Annotated in this window: 19 protein-coding genes; 1 reads left to right on the forward strand and 18 read right to left on the reverse strand. The window is 38.7% G+C overall.

Annotated features, from left to right (window positions below):
• The 17 genes from CBF33_RS03895 to CBF33_RS03975 form a co-directional block, all read right to left on the reverse strand.
• The gene (locus tag CBF33_RS03895) at positions 1-1,371 is read right to left on the reverse strand and encodes a V-type ATP synthase subunit B (RefSeq protein WP_126761793.1); all 1,371 of its coding nucleotides are present in this window, start codon (positions 1,369-1,371) and stop codon (positions 1-3) included.
• Positions 1,364-3,148 (reverse strand): V-type ATP synthase subunit A, encoded by a 1,785-nt coding sequence (locus CBF33_RS03900; protein ID WP_023605388.1) that lies wholly within the window; start codon positions 3,146-3,148, stop codon positions 1,364-1,366. Before CBF33_RS03900 ends, CBF33_RS03895 begins: the two co-directional genes overlap by 8 nt.
• Positions 3,149-3,178: 30 nt before the next feature.
• Positions 3,179-3,496: a V-type ATP synthase subunit F gene (locus CBF33_RS03905; RefSeq protein WP_023605389.1), complete on the reverse strand. Its 318-nt coding sequence runs from the start codon at positions 3,494-3,496 to the stop codon at positions 3,179-3,181.
• Positions 3,486-4,472, reverse strand: coding sequence for a V-type ATPase subunit (locus CBF33_RS03910; RefSeq protein WP_126761796.1), 987 nt, complete (start codon positions 4,470-4,472; stop codon positions 3,486-3,488). The genes CBF33_RS03905 and CBF33_RS03910 overlap by 11 nt, the downstream gene beginning before the upstream one ends.
• An 11-nt stretch (positions 4,473-4,483) precedes the next feature.
• A complete protein-coding gene (locus CBF33_RS03915; protein WP_023605391.1) occupies positions 4,484-5,071 on the reverse strand; it encodes a V-type ATP synthase subunit E in 588 nt (195 codons plus the stop codon).
• 29 nt (positions 5,072-5,100) lie between these two features.
• Entirely contained in the window at positions 5,101-5,565 is a 465-nt protein-coding gene (locus CBF33_RS03920) for a V-type ATP synthase subunit K (protein ID WP_023605392.1), read from the reverse strand.
• Positions 5,566-5,588: 23 nt separating this feature from the next.
• Positions 5,589-7,535 carry a V-type ATP synthase subunit I gene (locus CBF33_RS03925; protein WP_126761798.1) on the reverse strand — a complete coding sequence of 649 codons (1,947 nt, stop codon included), beginning with the start codon at positions 7,533-7,535 and terminating at the stop codon, positions 5,589-5,591.
• A complete protein-coding gene (locus tag CBF33_RS03930) occupies positions 7,522-7,848 on the reverse strand; it encodes a hypothetical protein (protein WP_126761800.1) in 327 nt (108 codons plus the stop codon). Before CBF33_RS03930 ends, CBF33_RS03925 begins: the two co-directional genes overlap by 14 nt.
• Positions 7,849-8,465: 617 nt before the next feature.
• Positions 8,466-9,941, reverse strand: a complete 1,476-nt coding sequence (locus CBF33_RS03935; protein WP_126761802.1) for a carbon starvation CstA family protein — start codon at positions 9,939-9,941, stop codon at positions 8,466-8,468.
• A 206-nt stretch (positions 9,942-10,147) separates the two neighbouring features.
• The gene (locus CBF33_RS03940; RefSeq protein WP_126761804.1) at positions 10,148-10,888 is read right to left on the reverse strand and encodes a LytTR family transcriptional regulator DNA-binding domain-containing protein; all 741 of its coding nucleotides are present in this window, start codon (positions 10,886-10,888) and stop codon (positions 10,148-10,150) included.
• Positions 10,888-12,582: a LytS/YhcK type 5TM receptor domain-containing protein gene (locus CBF33_RS03945; protein ID WP_126761806.1), complete on the reverse strand. Its 1,695-nt coding sequence runs from the start codon at positions 12,580-12,582 to the stop codon at positions 10,888-10,890. Before CBF33_RS03945 ends, CBF33_RS03940 begins: the two co-directional genes overlap by 1 nt.
• 62 nt (positions 12,583-12,644) lie before the next feature.
• Positions 12,645-14,003, reverse strand: coding sequence for a DEAD/DEAH box helicase (locus CBF33_RS03950; RefSeq protein WP_023605398.1), 1,359 nt, complete (start codon positions 14,001-14,003; stop codon positions 12,645-12,647).
• 64 nt (positions 14,004-14,067) lie between these two features.
• Positions 14,068-15,030: an AEC family transporter gene (locus tag CBF33_RS03955; protein ID WP_126761808.1), complete on the reverse strand. Its 963-nt coding sequence runs from the start codon at positions 15,028-15,030 to the stop codon at positions 14,068-14,070.
• Between the two features lie 116 nt (positions 15,031-15,146).
• Positions 15,147-16,355, reverse strand: a complete 1,209-nt coding sequence (locus CBF33_RS03960; RefSeq protein ID WP_126762041.1) for an amidohydrolase — start codon at positions 16,353-16,355, stop codon at positions 15,147-15,149.
• Between the two features lies 1 nt (position 16,356).
• Positions 16,357-17,160, reverse strand: coding sequence for a MetQ/NlpA family ABC transporter substrate-binding protein (locus CBF33_RS03965; protein WP_126761810.1), 804 nt, complete (start codon positions 17,158-17,160; stop codon positions 16,357-16,359).
• 11 nt (positions 17,161-17,171) lie between these two features.
• Entirely contained in the window at positions 17,172-17,855 is a 684-nt protein-coding gene (locus tag CBF33_RS03970; protein WP_126761812.1) for a methionine ABC transporter permease, read from the reverse strand.
• Complete coding sequence (locus CBF33_RS03975) at positions 17,855-18,907, reverse strand: methionine ABC transporter ATP-binding protein (protein WP_126761815.1); 1,053 nt, start codon at positions 18,905-18,907, stop codon at positions 17,855-17,857. Before CBF33_RS03975 ends, CBF33_RS03970 begins: the two co-directional genes overlap by 1 nt.
• Positions 18,908-19,637: 730 nt before the next feature.
• Here CBF33_RS03975 and CBF33_RS03980 point away from each other — a divergent pair.
• The gene (locus tag CBF33_RS03980) at positions 19,638-20,396 is read left to right on the forward strand and encodes an alpha/beta fold hydrolase (RefSeq protein ID WP_126761817.1); all 759 of its coding nucleotides are present in this window, start codon (positions 19,638-19,640) and stop codon (positions 20,394-20,396) included.
• Positions 20,397-20,433: 37 nt separating this feature from the next.
• On the opposite strand, the gene CBF33_RS03985 is transcribed toward CBF33_RS03980, so the two are convergent.
• Positions 20,434-22,320 carry a heavy metal translocating P-type ATPase gene (locus CBF33_RS03985; protein ID WP_244919683.1) on the reverse strand — a complete coding sequence of 629 codons (1,887 nt, stop codon included), beginning with the start codon at positions 22,318-22,320 and terminating at the stop codon, positions 20,434-20,436.
• Between the last annotated feature and the right edge of the window lie 87 nt (positions 22,321-22,407).

Here is a 22,407-nt window from a genome sequence, read left to right on the forward strand (position 1 = left end):
TTAAATCAGCCCCTCTTTTGTTAAATGCTTATCTAACATGTCATCTTTAATTCGTTTCAACTCGTCGCGTGGAATCATCGACAACAATTCCCAACCTAAGTCTAACGTTTCTTCAATCGTACGATTCGTTGTAAAGCCTTGGTTAATGTATTCTTTTTCAAAGCGTTCCGCAAAACGAGCGTGAATTTGATCTGCTTTTGAAAGGGCTGTTTCCCCAAGAATTGCCGCTAACTCTTTCGCTTCTTTTCCACGTGAGTACGCTGCATATAGTTGGTTCATCGTTGCTGCGTGGTCATCACGCGTTTTTCCTTCACCTGTCCCTTTATCTTTCAAACGAGATAATGACGTTAAAGCATCAATCGGTGGGTTAACCCCCGCTTCTTGCAGAGAACGGTCTAAAATAATTTGTCCTTCTGTAATATAACCAGTTAAATCCGGAATTGGATGCGTAATATCCCCTTCTGGCATCGTTAAAATTGGAATCTGAGTTACAGACCCTTTCTTTCCACGAATACGACCTGCAGTAGCTAAGTTGGTATACATGTATCCTGGATAACCACGACGTCCAGGCACTTCACGACGTGCTGCTGAAATTTCACGTAACGCTTCACAATAGTTTGTCAAGTCAGTCATAATAACCAATACGTGCATCCCTTTTTCAAAGGCTAAGTATTCTGCTGCAGTCAATGCCATTTTGGGTGTGGAGATACGTTCCATCGCAGGGTCACTCGCTAAGTTTAAGAACATAACTGAGTGTTCTAACGCTCCAGTTTCTCTAAAGTCATCGATAAAGAAATTGGCTTCCTCAAAGGTAATTCCAATGGCCGCAAACACAACCGCAAAGTTCTCATCACTATTTAACACTTTCGCTTGACGCGCAATCTGTGCCGCTAACTCTTGGTGAGGTAAACCAGCTGCTGAGAAAATAGGAAGCTTTTGTCCACGAACAAGTGTGTTCAAGTGGTCAATAGCTGACACACCTGTTTGAATAAATTCATCAGGATAGTCGCGTGCCATCGGATTGATAGGTTCCCCATTAATATCTAAACGTTTTTCAGGAATTAACGGTTCGCCACCATCTTTAGGCTCACCCAACCCATCAAACACACGTCCAATCATATCTTCTGAAACAGAGAGCATAAAAGGATGTCCCATAAAACGAGCTTTCGACCCTTCTAAATTAACCCCAGCTGCTCCTTCAAAAACTTGGACAAGTGCTCGGTCATCACTGACTTCTAAAACTTGTCCACGACGAATCGTGCCATCTTGCATTTCAATTTCAACTAATTCATCATATTTAACACCTGAAACATTTTCAACTGCCATTAACGGACCGACTACTTCACCGATACTACGATATGATTTAATCATCTAAGTCACCTGCCTGTTTCTTATTGATTGCTTCAAACACGTCCTCTAAGTCAACGAAGATTTGTTTGTAGGCTGCCTCATCTTCTTCTGGCAAGTATTTGCTACGTGCAATCTTTTCTCTTACTTTGGCTGTTTGTTCCATAATTTCATCAAAGTAGAAGCCGTTTTCTAGAGTTTCATTTGCTTTTTGAGCCAATGTGTAAATCATTTTTAACATCGTATGTTGTTTATGTAAGGATGTATAAGTATCCGTATCATCAAATGCGTTTTGTTGTAGATAGTCTTCACGCAATGATTTCGCATATTCTAATGTTAGACGGTCTTGACCTGATAATGAATCAATCCCGATTAACTGAACGATTTCTTCTAAACGATTTTCTTCACTTAAAACTTCTGTTGCCCATTGAACCATTTGACTCCAGTCATCCGCAACATGCTGATCAATGTATAATCTACCTGGGTTTGAATATAACGAATAAGACGTCAACCAATCAATCGCTGGGAAATGACGGCTGCGTGCTAATGTAGCATCTAAACTCCAGAAGACTTTTACAACACGCAAGGTATTTTGTGTAACTGGTTCAGCAATATCTCCACCTGGAGGAGAAACTGCACCAATCGCTGTAATACTACCTTCACGTTCATCAGAACCTAAGACAGTCGCTTTACCTGCTCGTTCATAGTAATCAGCAATACGACTACCTAAGTAAGCTGGATATCCTTCATCACCAGGCATTTCTTCAAGACGTCCTGACATTTCACGCAACGCTTCCGCCCAACGTGATGTTGAATCCGCCATGATTGCCACGTCATAACCCATATCACGGAAATACTCGGCAATTGTAATTCCTGTATAGATAGATGCTTCACGAGCTGCTACTGGCATGTTCGACGTATTCGCAATCAAGACTGTTCGCTCCATAATCGACCCACCCGTATTCGGGTCAATCAATTCTGGGAACTCATTGATAACGTCGGTCATTTCATTTCCACGTTCACCACAGCCAACATAGACTACGATGTCAACGTCTGACCATTTCGCGATTTGGTGCTGAACGACTGTTTTACCTGCTCCAAATGGTCCAGGAACTGCCGCTACCCCACCTTTTAACACTGGGAATAATGTATCAATGACACGTTGTCCAGTAATCATCGGCTCTTTAGGGACTTTCTTTTCTGCTACCGGGCGTCCTCGACGAACTTCCCATTTTTGTAGCATTGGTACTTCTTTTTCTCCATTTGCTGTCTTAATCACACAGACAGGCTCGACAATAGTAAACTCACCAGAAGAAATTGAAACAATTTCTCCTTCGATCCCGTGCGGCACCATAACGCGATGCTCAATGACTGGGGTTTCTTGAACCGTTCCTAAAATATCACCTGTTGCGACTTTGTCGCCAACCTGTGCTTTAGCTTCAAATGCCCATTTCTTGTCATGATCAAGTGATTTAACCTGTGTCCCACGCACCATGTAGTCACTATTTGTCACTTCCATAAATTTATCAAGTGGACGTTGAATACCGTCAAACATTTGCGTTAAAATACCAGGTGCTAACTCAATCGATAGTCCTTCACCTAAACTGACAACCGGTTCACCCGGCCCAATTCCAGATGTTTCCTCGTATACTTGAACAGAGGCAATATCGCCACGCATTTCAATTAACTCACCAATCAGTTGATTTTCACCAACTAAACATACGTCTTGAATCTTTGCTTCTTCCATTCCTTTAGCCATAACTAAAGGACCAGAAACTTTAATAATTGTACCTGCTTTCATTTCTACACCTTCTCTATCATTCATTCGTGTCTATAAAATATTTGTACCGACTGCTTGCTCGACCATTTTTTGAATACGTTCTTTGCCGAAACTTTGGCGACCTGTATCCGCAACGGCGGGAATAGGTAAGATGACCGGCACAATATCTTGGTCATATTGTGAAAGAACCTCGGGTACTTTGGCTAAATAATCTTCTGATATATAGATAATACCGTAACCTTCTTTAGCTAATAGTTGAATTTGACGACGAATTTCTGATGTTTCCTTAGGAGAAAAAGTAGCAAACCCCAGTGTTGAAAATGGGAAAACAGCATCCTCACTACCCACTACTCCAATCTTATAATTCATATCGACGTCTCACCCTCTTTTCTATCTGATCCTCTGCTAATCCTGAACGTTTAGCAAATAATATCAATCTCAAATTTTTTATTTCCATTTGCTTCGCTACCATATATCCTAAGTACTTTTCCACGCCAAATGGTGAAATCATCGCACCCGACAAGCGTTTCATTAACCAATTATCAACCGCTTTATCAAATTGATCTAATCCACCCGGCTCAACTGCCTGTTGCCAAAGTCCATGATAATCCGTCGTAGCAAAAAATTGACCGGCTGCTTCAACTGGCTCTTGATATAACATCATCCAACTAGACTCGCTAATATTGCCACCTTCTATAAAGGCTAATTGCGCAATATCTTGTTGTTCTCTAGGAAGTTGCAATAACACTGCGATGTTATGTAAGTCAATCCATATTTGCACAAAACTAGTAACGTTTGAACTATTTGCTTGATTAGTTAAACGCCGAATATACTCAAAGTAAAATTGGTCGACAATCAATTCGACGCGTTGAAGCGAACGCCACTCGCCAAACGATGATATCGCTTGATAAACAGCCTCTCTAACTTCGTCTGGTAGGCGTCCTTGCTTAGAGGTTTGAACGAGTGATTCTATTTCTTGAATCGTATATCGTGACCCCTCTAAACGCAACTCACGCAATGATTGACCTGTAATTTTTTCTTTCAACACACATTTTACGTTATGAAACAACTCGCTCGCCGCGAAGATATCCGCTAAATAAAGTTGATGTTGATTAATTTCATATGCCCAATCTAACAAATCCACTCTAATACGAGCAAAGATATCTGAAAGCGACGCTGCTTGATTATCACGAAAATATCGTGCATAAGAAGAGTCTAACATGACTTGGATTGCTTCTTCATAACTATTTGCTTGAATCAAACGATCCACTGTCTCTTCAGATAAAAGTTGAGACTCGCGCACTGATACTTGGACATTCGTTTGAATTAGTGTGTCCTTTGCCATCTCAACCCCTCCTATTCAAATAACTTCGCTAAAATTTCGCCACCAATATCTTTGTTAATTTCATTTAACAATGAGCGATATAAAAAGTCATATTCAATAATGTCTTGAACTAAAACAAAACCACCTTGATAAGGAATCGTTTCTTCCGACAATGTTAAGTGTAAGTCTTCGTATTTACTCGCAACTTGATCTAAATCAGCCTGTGTTAGTTTCGCATTATTACGTTCGCCTAAGACGACTTCACAATCGCCAGTCAACAGTGATTTTTTTACTGCGGCTTCAAAAAACTGAAACAATTCTTCTTTTGTAAAATCATTCATCCGCTGCTCTGCTTCGTCAAACAAAGAAATAAATAACTCTTGACGAAAACTTGCTAACTGTTTTCGCTCTTTCATATCTTCATGATTCATCGCATTTTCATGTTGGTGATTCAGATTACTTTTGATTGTTTCTTTACTTTTTTGGAAGTCTTGTTCTAAAATAGCAGACTGCTCATTTAAAAACGTTTCTGCTTTTGATTTTGCTTCATCTAAAATGGTTGCAGATTTTGATTTTGCTTCTTGTAAAATCAAACCTGTAATTGTTTCGATGTTTTCCATATTTATTTACTCCCAACTTCTATTATTGATTAAGCTCCTAATACTAAGAAAATAGAAATAACAAATCCTAAAATAGCATAGGTCTCAACCATCGCTGAGTAAAGGATACCTTTCGTTGTTTCTTCAGGTTTTTTAGCTAAAATTTGCATACCCGCAGCTGACACGCGACCTTGACGCATACCTGACCATAAGCCTGTGATAGCAACTGGTAAAGCCGCACCCATTAAATGTAAACCATGTACGATATCAGTTGGTTCGCCAATTTGGTTGAAAATAAAGAATCCAATAATAAAGCCATACAATCCTTGTGTACCTGGTAGTAATTGTAAGATAAGTGACTGAGCAAATTTTTCAGGTTGTTCTGAGATTAAAGCGGCTGCCGCTTCCCCAGCTGTTCCGACACCATAAGCTGATCCAACTCCTGGTAAGCCTACTGCTAATCCAATCGCAATCATTGTAAAAAAGTATCCCATGTTTTCTTGTAAAAGACTCATTGTTCATTCCTCCGAATTTTAAATTATTTCGTTTTTTCTTGTTTTAAATAAATGTGTTTCTCTGCTGCTTTAAAAGGCGCGAATTTTCGACCGCCACCTTCATAAAACTTGCCGAAAAACTCAACGTACTGCAAACGCATTGAGTGAACATACGCACTTAAAGTTGATAAGAAAAAGTTAAGCGCGTGCATTGCTAATGCTAAAAAGATCCCAATTGTAAACTGAGCCCAAGTCGGCAAGAACGCTAAAATGGTATTAAACGCAGAGGCGATACTACCACCTGCTAATCCCAATGCCATTAAACGTGTATAACTGACAATGTCTCCGATATAACTGGTTGCTCCATATAATTCCCATAACCCTGCAAAAAATCCACCAATACGTGATTTCTTCGTTGTAAATACGGGCATGAAAACTATTAAAAAGACTCCTACCACAATTAACGCCAATCCTACTGTGACTAAAGCTGGCATTTCAAAGGCAAACTTCCCAAGTGCTAATAATGACACACCTGTTAAAGCTAAGAACCAAGAAATACTACCCGACAATGCCCCACTCATATCATTTTGTCTTAACGAACCATATGCACCAATTGCTAACCCTGTTAAAATTTGAATGATACCAAACACAACAGAAAGTATCAGTATTTGGATAACATCTTCGGTTGGCGATAAGACATGAAACGGTAACTCTACACCAAATGCTGACCCATAGATAATTCCCCAAACAATGGTTGCATAAGATAATAAGTGAAAGAAACGAATGCTACGAGCTAAACCACGGTCGAGATTAAAGAATCGGTTTAAGATAAATGTTCCTATCCACAGTAAAGCACCATATCCCACATCCGCTAACATCATGCCAAAAAAGACAAGTTGAAACGGTGTTAAAAATGGCGTTGGATCTATCTGACGATATTTTGGATAACTATACATCTCAGTAAACATCTCGAATGGTTCGACCAGTTTATTATTAGTTAAAGCAACTGGAATCTCTTCTTCTGCTACTTCTTCTGTAATGTTTTCAATCGTCAAATAGTAATGTCCTGACGGAAACTTACGACTTAAAAAGGATTTAAATGCTTCTTCTTCCTCCGCAATTAACCACCCTGTTAAAACTACTGTCGCCTCCGTCTGACTTAATTTCTCACTTTCTTGATGACGAATTTGAAGCGTTTCAAAATATTCTTCCGCTAAATCAAGAATCTGATACTCTTTCGCTAATTCTTTTAATCGTGACATGGTTTCCTTTTCACGTTCAACCAATTCACGTTCTTCTTTTTTTAAATCTTGCAACGTTTCATAAGGTAAACCACCTTTGGGTAATGCCTCTGTTTGAAAAGCATACTGATACTTCAATCCATCCACTGTTTCCGCATCTTGCTGGTGATACAACAAGAAGTAAGAGGTAACTCCTTCTATATCAGATAACTCTTCTATATAAATAGGTCGCTTCTCTTTTTCCACCGCTTGCATAAAATCTGATTTAATAACACTCGAAACCGTCCCAATTTCAGCTTGCGTTTGCTTAAGTTGAGGGATTTCATCGAGCGGCACGTCAAGTTTTAACCACGGTTGCAATTCGGTTTGTTTTTCTTGATTTTTCTTACGCAACCCTTGCAGCTGACTACGCTTTTGGTCGAGTGCCAAAATATCGTCAGTCACTTGCTCGAACTTGTTCTCACGTGTTAACGCAGTCAGTTCTTCCATTGTAAATTCGGAACGACCTTGACGCGTTTCACTCATCGTCTTCTTTGGTTTAAAAGGTTTTATGACCATCTGTGCACTATGTAATTGTTGTAGTTTTCGTGTCGTTTCTGCTAGTTGAGTACGATCTGTTTCAAATATAGTCGCATTTTCTTCAAGCGGACGTAACTCGACGCCCTGAAACGCTTGAATAGCTGCCATCATCTCAGCACGATCTTGTTTCAACACGACTAACGACACTTGCTTCATTTTAGCTACGGCCATATCGTGCTAACACCACCTGTACAATGTAATCTGTCATTTCTTCGCGATTTTTTTCAAATGCTTCTTTTAAATGAACTTTCTCTGTTTCTATATGCCCGATAACTGCTTCTTCTTTCTCAGCAATATCTGAGCGCAAATCACGTTGCAATGTTTCTTCGTAATCTGTCAATTGTTGTTGATAATTTTCTTTAATATTTTTGAGCTGTTCTTTAACACGCTGTTGAATAAAATCTGCTTCTTCTTTCGCATCTACTATTATGCGTTTTGCTTCTGCTTCCGCTTGATAAACTTTATCAAACACTTCCTTAGCCAAATGACTCCCTCCTTTTACATCCGATTCAGATACAAGACAGACAAGTTCCATCTATCTGCTTAAGTGAATCGCCTATTCCCTAAGATGAGTTCAACCTTCATCTTATCACTCACTGCACCTTACCGTTTCATAACACTCCTTCTTCTATGTGATACTTTGATTATATCTTGGTTAACTCTTAAAGTAAATACCACATATGAAGTGTATGTTGTTGGTAACTTTAGGTTTTTTCAGTGAGAGGCATCTCACTTATAAAGCAGAAAACGACTCATTATTTCAGAAATATTTTAGAAAATAAGTCGCAGTCGCATCTAATTTCACTTCATCTTTTTCTTATATTACTCTTTTAAAATTAACATATAATTTCACTAATTACAAACATATTGGCAATAATGGCGTGCTTTATCGAGCACGTCTCATTTAATAAATCAAAAGTTTTTTTTACTTTTTCATTCTCTTATATATAGGAAGAAACAGGGTCTTTTTTTAAGCAACCCTCTTTCAAAAAATTAAAAATAAATGAGAATACGATTGAATAATTTGGTTAGGTTTTACGAAGTTAACCTCTCAAAATAAGACAGTCAGAAAGAGTCGCCTCTAACTGACTGTATCTAAAACTATTTACCTTCTACTACAATGGGTAAATGATCATTTAATAAAGGACTATCTGGTGTCAAGTTTGCTTTTTGTGTTTTCCCTGTTTTCCAGAATAAAACAACCATCGCAGCAGTTAAGACTGTTGCTAGTACATAAGTCAATGTTCCTAAACCTAAGCGGAAGCCAATCGGTTCAGCTAAAATATACACGACACAGGCGTACAACATGAAAATACCTGGAATAAATGTCACAAAGTAATTTCGGCCCTTTAAGAATAGGTAGCGAGTAGAAACTAACAACGCAATGACTGCTGTTACTTGGTTCGCCCAGTTAAAGTAACGCCATAATAAGTTAAAATCAACTTGTGTTAAAGCAATAGAGATTAAGTATAAAGGAATGGTTACCATTAAGATTTTTTTCATTGTATCTTGTTTAATATTTAAGTAGTCTGCTACAATCGTTCTTAAACTTCTAAATGCTGACAATCCTGAAGATAATGGCAACACAATGACTCCGACAATCGCTAATGTACCAAAGAAACTACCTAGTAACATATAAGATACTTTATTCACGACCATAGAAGGTGTACCAGCATCAATCATACTGCTTAATGTTTGACCATCAAATAATGTCATAGAAGCTGCTGCCCAAATCATTGCGATAACTCCTTCGGCAATCATCATGCCGTAAAAAGTAAAGCGCCCTTCTCTTTCGTTTGTCACGGTACGTGAAACCATCGGTGATTGTGTCGCATGGAAACCAGAAAGTGCACCACAAGAAATCGTGAAGAATAAGATTGGGAAGATTGGCGTGCCTTTTGGATGCCAATTAGATAAAGCAGAAGGCGTCAAGTTCGGAATCGAACCACCATGTCCTACTAATAAACTAATCCCAATCGCTATCGTACTAATGATTAAAATAGCGCCAAACCATGGATAAACTTTTCCTAATGCTTTATCGATAGGTAGAATAGTTGAAATGAGATAGTAAACAAAAATCAACCCAATAATGACATTTAAAACTAACCAATCAGGTGTTAAGTTATCGATTAAGTTGGCAGGTGACGTGACAAACACTGTCGCGACCAAGATGAGTAACAACATAGCAAAGATATTTACCACATGTTTGACAGGTTTTCCTAAATACTTACTTGCTAATTCTGGTAAATGCGCTCCGTTGTTTCGAAGAGAAATCATCCCTAACATATAATCATGGACAGCCCCAGCGAATATACACCCAATGACAATCCAAATGTAAGCTACTGGACCATAAAGTGCCCCCATAATAGGCCCAAAAATAGGACCTGTCCCAGCAATATTTAATAATTGAATAATAGCATTCTTTCCTTTTGACATTGGGACAAAGTCAAAACCGTCACGTAAGGCTTCTGCTGGTGTGACACGATTAGGATCAATTTGAAAGTTTTTTTCAATGTAACGTCCATAAATCAGATAACCCGTTATTAGTAACGCAATTCCCCCTAGTAAAGTTAACATGATATTTCCTCCTTGTTTTTCTTTTGTAAACGTTTACTTATATAATAAGTGTACTAAAATAACTGGTAAATAGACGGTTTTTAAGATGAAATAACATTAATTGTCGTTGAGTTACTTTTTAACACGGATGAGTTACATATCAATGTTCATAAAATCACAATAAAAAACAGTACTTAAAAAATTTTCTTTTTTAAGTACTGTTTTAATTAGACGTCTAGGCCTAATATTTCTCTAAATGTTTTTAAATAAGAACGACTTACTGGCACTTTTTGACCGTTGCTCATCGTCACTTGATAGGTCTGATTAAACCAAGGTTGAATTTCATATACTTTTTCCAAATTAATCACAAATGCACGATGAACTTGTAAAAAAGGAGGAGTTTCCAACTTTTTCATCAACCCTTTTAATGTTTTACTTACAGGATATTCTTTCTGGGCTGTGGTAATGATTGTTTGACCATTTACGACAGTAATCATGATAATATCATCTTTGGCTAACAAGTAAATAGATTCATCCACCTTAATGGGCAATTTTGCTGAGGGCTTTTCTCGCTCTTCAATATTTTCCACAACATTTCGACGTTGGTCATGAAAATGTCGTTCAATTCGCGTCATAACTTCTAAAACACGACTTTGCTCAAAGGGTTTCAAAATATAATCAAATGCTTCTAATTCAAACGCTTTTACCGCATATTCATCATGTGCTGTAGCAAAAACTATCAAGGGTGGGTCCGCAAGTTCCTTTACTTGTCTTGCTAAAGTTAGACCACTTTCTTGCGTCAATTGAATATCTAAAAATGCCACGTCAAAGTCTGATTGTTTTAGCACATTCATCGCTTCTACGATACTATCAGCTTCAGTAATATGGTCAACACTCACAATATTTGAAAGTAAATAACTCAGTTCATTTCGTGCTAGCGGTTCATCATCGACTAATAAAATATTCATCACATATCTCCCTTCTGAATCGGTATTCGGCAAGATACTGTCGTGCCGAGTGAGGATGTCTCAAATTTTAATTGAGCAACTTCACCAAATAGTCCAACTAATCGCCGGTTTAAGTTTTCTAAAGCCGAGCCTGTTCCTAAATCTGAGCTGACCGGTTGTCTTCCAAGTGTTTTTAGACGCGTGTCTTCGATACCTAATCCGTTATCGGAAACCGATAATAATAAATGCTGTGTATCATGCGATAAACTCACTTCAATACGATTGTTTTCTTTACGCGTACCAAAAGCATGCTTGAAGGCATTTTCAACCAAAATTTGAATAACAAAAGGTGGTAATAGCGTTTCGGCTAACCCATCCTCTATTTGAAAGTCAACGACATAACGATTAGGAAATCGCGCTTGTTCTAAATTAATATAGGCTTGTACTTGTCGCAACTCTTGTTTCAAAGGTATTAAGACATCGCGCGTTCCTTGCAAATTCGAGCGGAAAAAATGACTCAATTCTAATAGTAATCGTCGCGCTTCTTCACTGTCAACACGTATTAAAGCTGAAACCGTATTTAAAGCATTGAAGAAGAAATGAGGATTGACTTGCGCTTGTAAGGATTTAATTTCCGCATCTTGTAACAACTTATGTTGAGCTTCCAGTTGCCCTAACGTTATTTGCGTTGAAAAAATCGTGCCTAAACCTTCTATCAAACGTTTATCTGCGGAAGTAATGTCCGATGCCTGTTCAAAAAACAATGTGAGATGCCCAATCGATTGCTCTTCAGATTTTAAAACGACTTGTAACAATGCTTCTTCAGCTTGCCAAGCATCGTCCACGATTCGCGTACAATCTTTAGATGACTCGGCGTAACGTGCAAGGATATGTTCGTTTCCTTCGAACGCCAACACGCACTCGCCATTGTCAAGCTGAACACCAGCCACGTCCATTTTTTCAATAAAAACTTTGGCAACTGACTCACAAGAATCACGATTAAACCCACTCCTAAAATAAGGAAGGGTCGCATTTGCCAATCCTAAAACATCACTTGTTTGAGCTGCCTTAGCGTGTTCTTCTAGTTGTAACGATGAGCGAATAATAGACAAAAATATGCCTGTTCCAACTGTATTGACTAAAATCATTGGAATACTAATGAACTTTACTAAATCAATACCATGTTCAAATGGACGGCTAAAGGTTAAAATGCACGCCATTTGAACACATTCCATTAACATACCTACTAGCATCGCATACGTTACTTTCGGAAACTCATTTTCTTTTAAAGACGGCTTCCCAAACCAACCAGCACTCGCACCAATTAGTAAGGAAGAAAGTACGTAGATAAATGCTTGATTGCCCCCTTGAAAGTAACGCACAATCGCTGCAATAATGGCGACTACCATGCTAACAATGGGACCTCCTACTAACCCTGCAATGCTAATCGTCAAAACACGCGTGTTAGCTAAAGCAGATTTGGAGGAAAGCGTGAGACTTGGATTGCTAAAAACTGGCACATTATTCATGATTTCAATACCGCGATAATTACTAATCACAGCAAAAATACCAAATACAATCATCAACATCACTTGCGTTTGCCAACGCTGTCGTTGTTTCATTTGTTCTCTAAAGTAAGAAATATTCATGAGTAAATAAGCTAGAATAATAATTAAGCCACCACGTTCTAGCATTAATATCGCTAAATTTAGCATCTTGTTTTCTCCTAACTTCACTGAAAAAAATGCTCATGACGCGTCATGAGCATTTTCCAACGTTATTTAGACTGATAGCGTTCTTTCGTCGCTTTCTTTTTCGCTCGAGTCTGTTGACGTTGAGCTACACGACGCTCTTGTTTTTCTTTTTCAGAAATAGCACGCTGAATTTTTTTCTTATAGCCCGGTTTAATTTTTTTCTTCTTTTTCTTCACCAGTCCCATAATTTGCGGGTCAAGCTCTTTCGCTTGTTTCTCGCGCTTCTTACGACGATTACGATCATAAGTATCGACGATTTCACCGCGTTTAATTTCTTTTGGTTGAAACTTAATCCCAAGTTTTTCTAATTCAATAATCGCGCGTTCATCGCCCGGCTCATAAAGCGTAACAGCCGTTCCTTCCAAACCATTACGGCCTGTTCGACCCACACGATGAATGAAGAAGTCTAGTTCTTTTGGTACTTCTGCATTAATAACATGTGAAACCCCTTCAATATCAATCCCACGTGCCGCTAAGTCTGTTGCCACCACATATTGATAGTCCAAGTTTTGAACTTGACGCATCACTCGTTTTCGTTCACGAGGAGTAATGTCTCCATGGATTTTCGCAACTTTTAATCCTTGTTCTCTTAAAAACTCAGTAATCTCATCAACCCGAGTTTTAGTGTTAGCAAAGACAATCGCTAAGTATGGATGACCTTGCTTTAGAACATCATAAATCAGCCAGTTAGCATCTTTCCCTTTGGTTGAAATCAACCAGTTATCAATCGTATCCGAAATAACTGTTTTCGATTCCACCACTTCGATATGGGGATTTTCCATGTATTTTTTCAAGAATGGTTTAAGACTCTCAGGTATCGTGGCAGAAAAGACAAGCATTTGCAATTTTTCAGGCAAGCGACCAGCAATTTGATCGACATCTGCTAGAAATCCCATGTCTAGTGTCATATCCGCTTCATCCACGACAAAACTCTCAGCCGTATGGACTTTTAACGCTTGCTCATTCATCATATCTAGAATACGGCCTGGCGTTCCGATTACGATATGTGGCTGTTGATTTTCAAGTTTAGCTAACTGACGCTGTTTATCGGTTCCACCAACATACAAACTAACACGTATCGTTTCTGGTGCATCTGCCACTAACTCGATTGCTTCTTGATAAATCTGATTGGCTAGTTCCCGACTCGGTGCTGTGACGACTAATTGAACCTCATCACGAGTAGCATCTATTTTATTCACTAGCGGTAATAAGAAGGTATGCGTTTTTCCTGAACCAGTCTGTGACTGTCCCACCACACTGCGCCCTTTTTGAATTAAAGGAATTAAGCGTTGTTGTACTTCTGTCGGTTGTTTAAATTGTTTCTTCTCGATAGCTGCCATTAGAAATGGCGCTAATTGATAATCGGTAAATGTGGACAACATTTCCACCTCTTTCTTGTAACGTTATTCTCGTAGCATTATAGCACAAAAAATGATTTTTACTAACTTATTTCACTAAAAAGATTAAAATAGGAATCACAACTAGGTAGATTAAGAATGTGTATGCTTGCGTCGTCGTCGTGAATTTGACATCAGCACCATACTGTTGAGCTAAAATTGGCATAGAATTTTGAGCAGGCATCGCTGACTGAACAATAAACACCTTTAACATTAAGGACGGAATTGGGATAGCTAAGGCAAGCAACCAAACAACAATTGGTGACACAAGATACCGACCAACTAAGACACCAAATGTTTCGCGATTCATCTGCAATGACTTAAACCCCGTTCGATAAATAATCATGCCTATGACAAACATGGATAATGGGGTCGTCAACTGAGCTAAATACTGAGAAAATTGATAAAAAGCGGTAATAAACATACTATCTGACGTAGCAGGTGTTGGTAATGCTAACATCATCCAAACAAGTCCTAAAATAAACCCTAACATAGCTGGTGACATTAGCATTTTCGTCACCCCTGCAAAGTTTAATTGCACACGACCTTGTTGTTCAAGATTATCTTGGGCAATTAAATAAATTCCCAACGTCCAAAAAAATGTCGTATTACAGATATAGTAGAGTAACACATAAGGAACTGCTTTTTCACCAAAAATCGCAAGATTAATGGGAAGCCCCATAAAAATGGTGTTAGAAGCAGTAAACATCGTGCGAAACACACCTTGTCGCGTAGCCGGTACACGTGCCACTTTTACCCATATCGTACTTATGATGAAGGTAATGGCGATTGATAATATCGGCACTAACATACCTGATACAAGCGACATAAACTGGTCGCGAGTAAACTGCTTGGTAATATTGAGAAACATACTGAAAGGTAATGCAATATTTAGCACTAACTTGGAAAACAACCCCGTCGTCGTTTCATCAAACCATCCCTTCCGACTTAACCGATATCCGACTAAAACTAAAGCAAACACAACTAATATATTAAAATATGAAGCTAACATACTTGCCCTCTTTTCTCTTTCTTTCTCTCCTATTGTAGCACGTCAAAAAAAATAGACAAAAAAAACAAAGGAATTCTAATCAGATTCCTTTGTTTCTACTATAAAGTATGCAATTGTTACTCTTCTTTCAAATAAGTTAAAGCATATCGTAAGTGATACTGACTTGCTAAAAGCAAGCTACGTTCATCAATATCAAATTTTTCATGATGATGAGCATAGTGCGTCTTTTCATTTTCAGCATGACGTGTCCCCACACGTCCATATACTCCAGGAGCAATCGCGAGAAAATCAGCAAAGTCATCCGCTCCTAAACTCGGCAACTGATTGGTTATCACATTTTCCGCTCCCACAATGTCACTTGCTACCTTCGCTGCTCTTTCTGCAGAGACTGCATCATTAATGAGTGGTGCTGCCGCATCGTAAACTTCAAATTCAATTTCTGTTCGATGAGCTGACGCTACTTGACGTGCAATCCGTTCGACTGCTTCAACTGCATGCTGGCGGTTTTCGTGACTAAAGGCTCTCACAGTCCCCTCTATCACCGCGGTATTAGCAACGATATTATAACGCGTACCGGCATCCAACACACCTACAGCGACTACGACTGATTCTAATGGATTAATTTCACGAGCAACGATTTTTTGTAGCTCTACAACGATACTTGCTGCTGAAAGCAATGCGTCGCGTCCTAAATCAGGACGTGCAGCATGACCTGAAACACCTTTCACTTTAATCTTGAAAATATCGCATGAAGCATTGGTAGGGCCTGGCACGGCTAAAAGTTTACCAACAGGTACGCTAGAGTCCAAGTGAATCCCAAAAACCTCATCCACCTCTCCTAATAAGCCACTTTCAACAAATTGACGCGCACCTGCTCCAATTTCCTCAGCTTGTTGAAACGCGATTAATACCGTCCCAGAAAAAGCCTCACGATAGTCATTTAAAACAAATGCCGTTGCTAAAAGTGACGCCGTATGACCGTCGTGTCCACACGCATGATTTAACCCTTCATGTTGCGAAGCATACGACGTTCCTGTTTCATCCGGCAACTCTAATGCATCTATATCCGCACGTAATAAAATCGTCTTGCCATTATCTTGGGCACCTTTAATCGTCGCTAACGTCCCCGTTTCTCCCACTGAAACAAATGGAATGTCTTGTTGCGTGAGTTTTTGTTGAATCCACTCTTTCGTTTGGTACTCTTTTAAACTTGGCTCTGGATGCTGGTGTAAGTAGCGACGCCATTCAATGATTTGTGGCTCTAATTCTTCAAGTGCTGTCATTAATGTTGTATGTTGGATAGTCATAATAGTTTCCCCTTTCATTTTACCAAGCTGGAATTGAACTTCCTTTTGATGTTTTAGCAATTACTTTTTTTGTACTTTCTTGTTGATAGGCTTTCACTATTTTTTGATACGTTTCATTCGCTTTGTCTTCTTTACGAGCTACAATAATATTAATATAAGGATCAGATTTCTCGTCTACTGGCTCCAAGAAAACAGCATCTTCTGTCGGTATAAAGCCTGCATCTACCGCTAATCCACTATTAATAATGGCGATTTTAGCATCTTCCAGTGTTCGAGCTACCTGTGCAGCGTCTAATTCAGTTATTTTTAAATTCAAGCGATTTTCAGTCACATCTTTCACCGTAGGAGTCTGAGTGCTATCTTTAGATAGTTTTATTAAACCTGCCGTTTGTAATAAAATTAATGCCCTACCACCATTAGTGACATCATTAGGAATCGTGACCTCATCCCCTTCTTTTAACTCATCTAGTGATGTTAACTGAGTGGAGTAAATACCTAAAGGTGCGATGACCGTTTTGCCGATACTCACTAAGTCCGTTTGATGCTCAGCATTATAATTATCTAAAAAGATTTGATGTTGAAACGAGTTTAAATCTAACTCTCCATCAGCTAAAGCTGCATTTGGTTGATTGTAATCAGAAAAACTAACAATATCGAGTGTAATATCTTGCTTCTCCAGTTCTTTTTGAACGTGCTCCCATACTTCATTATTTTCGCCAACCACTCCTATTTTAATAGCATCTTGCTTATTTTTTCCGCCTGCACATCCTACCAAAACTACTGCTAAAACAACCGTGATAATACTACCTAAAATTTTCTTCATCTTCCATTCTCCTATTCATGTGTTGTTTTCTTTATAAAATAATTACCAACTAATTGGCTAATAAACACTAAAATTAATAAAATTAACGTAGCAACCCACGTCACATCATTTTGAAAACGATTATAGCCTCGAGCAATCGCTAAATTTCCTAATCCACCGCCACCAATAGCTCCTGCCATCGCCGTCAGCCCAATCAGATTGATAATGGTCAGAGCGGATGAGCGAATAATTGCTGGCAATCCTTCTTTCAAATAAACTGTAAAAATAATCTCAACTGGACTCATTCCCATTGATTCCGCTGCTTCAACTAAACCGTCATCTACTTCCAAAAGAGCATTTTGAATTTGACGTGAGAAAAAAGGAACAGTACCAATGACTAAAGGAACAATTGAAGCTGTCGTCCCAATTCGCGTCCCAACAATCCACTTTGTAACAGGGGCAATAATCGCTATCATAATAACAAACGGAATTGACCGACAAATATTCACTCCCTTATCTAAGAGATGATAAACAGCCGGCTTTGCTAAAATCCCTTGAGGTGCCGTGACTAAAAGTAAGACCCCTAAAATAATACCTAATATTCCGGCAATCAAAGCCGTCACGCCTACCATGTAAAGTGTTTCAAGTGTGCTTTGAATAAACTCGTTTTTTAAAGTCACCACATTCGGTAACCACGCTGCTAATTTTGCTTCCATTATTTTTTACCTCCCTTTGTTTGATAGTCAATACGTGTCACAAATACACCCTCTTCAGTTAAATACGTCTTACTCTTTTCAATCGCATCCGGTTCTCCTGTTAAGACGACTAATAAATTCCCGACCAGTGTTTTTTGAATCACATCGATATCGCCGTATAAAATATTCGCTTTAACATGAAACCTTTCATAAAGACTCGCAATTAAAGGCTGATTGGTTTGACTGCCAACATAAGACAAATGAACAAGCTGGTCAGGAGATTGGACGTTTACCATGCTTGGATGTTCATCAATGGTTTCAATCTGCTTTGCAAAGTGATTCGCCGTTTGGACAAAATCAACCGTTAGTGCTTCTTGAGGTTGGGTAAAGATTTGTAAGATAGGCCCTTGTTCAATCACACGTCCATCTTGCATGACAGCTACGCGATCACAAATATCTTTTACTACTTGCATTTCGTGGGTGATTAAAACGATTGTTAACTCTAGTTCTTCATTTAATTTTTTCAGCAAAGCTAATATATCTTGCGTTGTTTTCGGGTCTAAAGCACTCGTCGCCTCATCACATAACAGCACATCAGGTTCATTAGCCAAGGCACGTGCGATTGCCACCCGTTGCTTCTGTCCGCCAGAAAGCTGGCTCGGATATTGCGTCAAATGATCTTGTAACCCAACCAATGCCAGTAACTCTTGAGCCTTTTTTATCTTTTCACTACGCGAAAGAGAACTATTTTTTAAAGGATACAAAACATTTTCTAAGACCGTTCGCGATGGTAATAAATTAAAATGCTGGAAAATCATACCAATTTTCTTACGAGCCTGTCTCAACCCTTTATCAGAAAGTTCTGTTAAGGCTTGTTGATTGACCCACACTTCCCCCGACGTTGGGCGTTGCAATAGATTCATCACTCTTACCAATGTGCTTTTACCAGCCCCACTATATCCTACAATGCCGTATACCTCTCCTTTATTAATAGCAAGCGACACATTTTGAACCGCGTGAATCGTTTTTTTATTGGATTCAAAAGTGACATCGATATTTTTTAATTCAATCATTTCATTTCCTCCTTATAATAAAAAAAGCGCCCCTCTAAACAGACTAACTGTTTAGAAAGGACGCGCTTGCGTGTTACCACCTTTATTTTACTTATCATCACTGATAAATACTCTTCGAGTACGCTTAAAAAAGTTATACTCTAGCACGATAATGGGTGCACCCAACATAGCCTTACGACGTCTGTCACTCGGTATGTGATACTCCAAGACCATTTTCAAAGACCGCCTATCGTGTCTGCTCTCACCTTACCAGACTCTCTGTTACGCTGCGACATCTTTTACTTATCTCTTCCTTGTATCTTATTATTAAAAATAAAAAAATTCGTCCTCGCACTTCAAATAGAAGTTGCAAGGACGAATGTAGATTCGTGTTACCACCTTGATTTGTTTATTTTTCTCAAAATAAACCTCGACCAGTACACCTATTAGGTAAACTGCGACACGATATCGTGTGTCCTATCCGTGAATGGCTTACGCATCCGCGCTCACCTTTCAACTCATCCGAGACCATTTTCAATCATCACTCGCACGATTCTTCACACCTACCAGAATCTCTCTTGGCTTTAAGCGACCATTTACTTTTCTCTTCACTTGAGTCTATATTGATTAAAATTAACTATACTGAGTTCTTTTAAAAATGTCAAGAGTAAATCAAACATTATTTTTGAGTTTTTATTAAAACACTCTTATACTAAGATTAACAAATGATTGAAAACAAAGGAGTTTTCTAATGAAACTAAGTATAAAAGAACGTCATATTGCTGAAATTCCCATTTTAGAGGTCGTTGCCGAAACTCTTTTAAATGAGCCCTTACCTCTAATTCTTTACTATCACGGTTGGCGCAATAATAAAGAATTAGTATTAACTCAAGCACGCCGTTTAGCTCGTGAAGGCTTCCGCGTTGTTTTACCAGACGCCATGCACCATGGTGAGCGACGTGTAACAGAGATTTCATCCATCCCGACCTTTACTTTTTGGTCAAGTATCCAATATAACTTAGCTGAGTATCATGTGCTAGTTCGTTATTATGAAGAACGCGAATTGATTTTAGATGAGCGAATTGGTGTAGGAGGCTACTCTATGGGAGGAATTACCACGGCCGCTTTAATGAGTCAACATGCTTCTATAAAAGTCGGCACTAGTATCATGGGGACGCCACAACCTTATCGCTATTATCGTTATATGAAAGATCACATCAACGCACGCGTACCATACGGCTATCCACCGGAAATGGACCACCTGCTTTCATGGATTCCACATTACGATTTGAGTTTACAGCCTGAAAAACTGGCGAATCGACCGCTTTTAATCTGGCATGGAACGGATGATGACCGTATTCCTTATGAACAAGCTTTTGATTTTTATGAAACCATTAAAACAAAGTCTTACGGTGAACAAACGGTCTTTTTAACAGGGAAAAATGAAGGACACTTAGTGACCATTCCTCTTATGGATGAGATTACTACATTCTTTGTGGAACATTTATAAAAAAACTCGTCTACATCATAATGTAGACGAGTCATTTTTATTTTTTAGGCGGTAATAACATTCTCAAACCATTAAATATCACGACTAAAGTACTTCCTTCATGTGCAATTACACCAATTGACAAGTTCATTTTCCCTAATATATTTAAGATGACTAATAAAATAATCACGGCTAATGAGAAATAAATATTTTGCCAAATGATTTTATCTAGTTTTTTAGATACGCGATGCGCATAGCTTAAATTAGACAGGTCATTTTTCATCAATACAGCATCTGCCACTTCCATGGCAACGTCAGTTCCATCCCCCATGGCAATACCGATATTTGCTTGTACTAAAGCCGGTGCATCGTTTACACCATCACCCAACATCGCAACCGAACCGTACTCTGCTTGTTTTTGTTTGATAATTTCTGATTTATTTTCAGGCAGTACATTGCCGACCACTTCGTCCATACCAATTTGTCGTGCGACAGCTTCACCAGTCAAAGTAGCATCTCCCGTAATCATCACCGTATGTATTCCCTCACTATTTAAGTAAGAGATAACTTCTTTTGCTTCTTCATTCGGTAAATCCATCATGGCAATTAGCCCTTTAACTTCTTGATTAACCGCATAATACACGACTGTCTTTCCTTCATTCGCATATTGAATCTCATGTTCTTTAATTTGAGCGGGTACCTTCTCAAACAAACTCGGTTTGCCAATACGGTATTCATCGCCTTCGTGATGCGCGACCAATCCACGGCCGATTTCATTTTCCATCTCTAACTCAATCGTTTCTTCTATTTCAAAGTAACGCGTAATTGCTTCAGCTAACGGATGATTCGCTTGTTTTTCCATAGCGACAATCACATCAATATGTACTTGGTCTTGATTATCAATAAAATAATAATCTGTAACTGACGGTTCACCCTTAGTCAACGTGCCCGTTTTATCAAAGGCAACAGCTTTCAGTTGAGCGATATTAGCAAGATAAGCGCCACCTTTAAAAAGAACGCCTCTTTTCGCTAAGTTAGAAATAGCAGATAATGTAGCTGGGACAGCACTTGCCGCTAAAGCACACGGAGAGGCAACAGTTAGAAACACCATGCCGCGGTAAAAACTCTCATACCAAGACCAGCCGAATACAAATGGCCCGATTAAGATAAAAATGGGGACTATCGCTAAGACTGCTTTAACATAGATAGGTTCTATTTTTTGTATCTTCGTCGCTGCTTTAGGCATACTGGCTTGCGATTCATTAACTAACTGTAAAATTTTGGCAAATAACGTTTCATCCGCATTTTTGGTTACTTCCATAGTAAACGTATGATTTCCATTAATCGTACTCCCAAATACAGTATCGCCTACTTGTTTTTCTTGAGGAATACTTTCACCATTAATTGCGGATTCATCAATACTCGTTGCACCAGAGATAATGACCCCATCCGTTGGTACTTGGTCACCATTTAAAACATGTAATTGGTCCCCAACTTTAAGCTCCTTAACACTGACGATTTTCGTGCTACCATCTGGTTGGATAAGCCGAGCTTCTGTGGGATTCATCTTCATCAAGTTCGTAATTTCACGTTTACTCTTTCCTTCTGCATAATCTTCAAGAAAATGCGCTGTAGCAAAAATTAAAATTAAAAGAGACCCCTCTAAAAAATCTCCAATAAATGAAGCGCCAACTGCGGCAATTGTCATTAAAATATGAATGTTTGGGGTGAATTTTTTTGCGTCAACCGTTGAATGAATCGTATCTAAAATCCCCTCTTCAATCACATGATAACCCGTCAACAACATGGCGATAACAAAGGTCACATTTTGTTGCAAACTTTTTTCTGGTAAAAACAACGCTACAATAAACACAATAAGGCCCACGATATACAATATCACTGGTAGTTTTCCATGATCGTGGTCATGGTGGTGTTTTTCTGTCATATAAATCCCTTCTTTCATTCAAATGAATAACCATTCATATATTATATTATAGAATATTGTTCATTTTTTCGCAAGTATAAACGCTTT

The sequence above is a fragment of the Vagococcus lutrae genome (assembly GCF_003987555.1).
Lineage (GTDB): Bacteria > Bacillota > Bacilli > Lactobacillales > Vagococcaceae > Vagococcus_A > Vagococcus_A lutrae.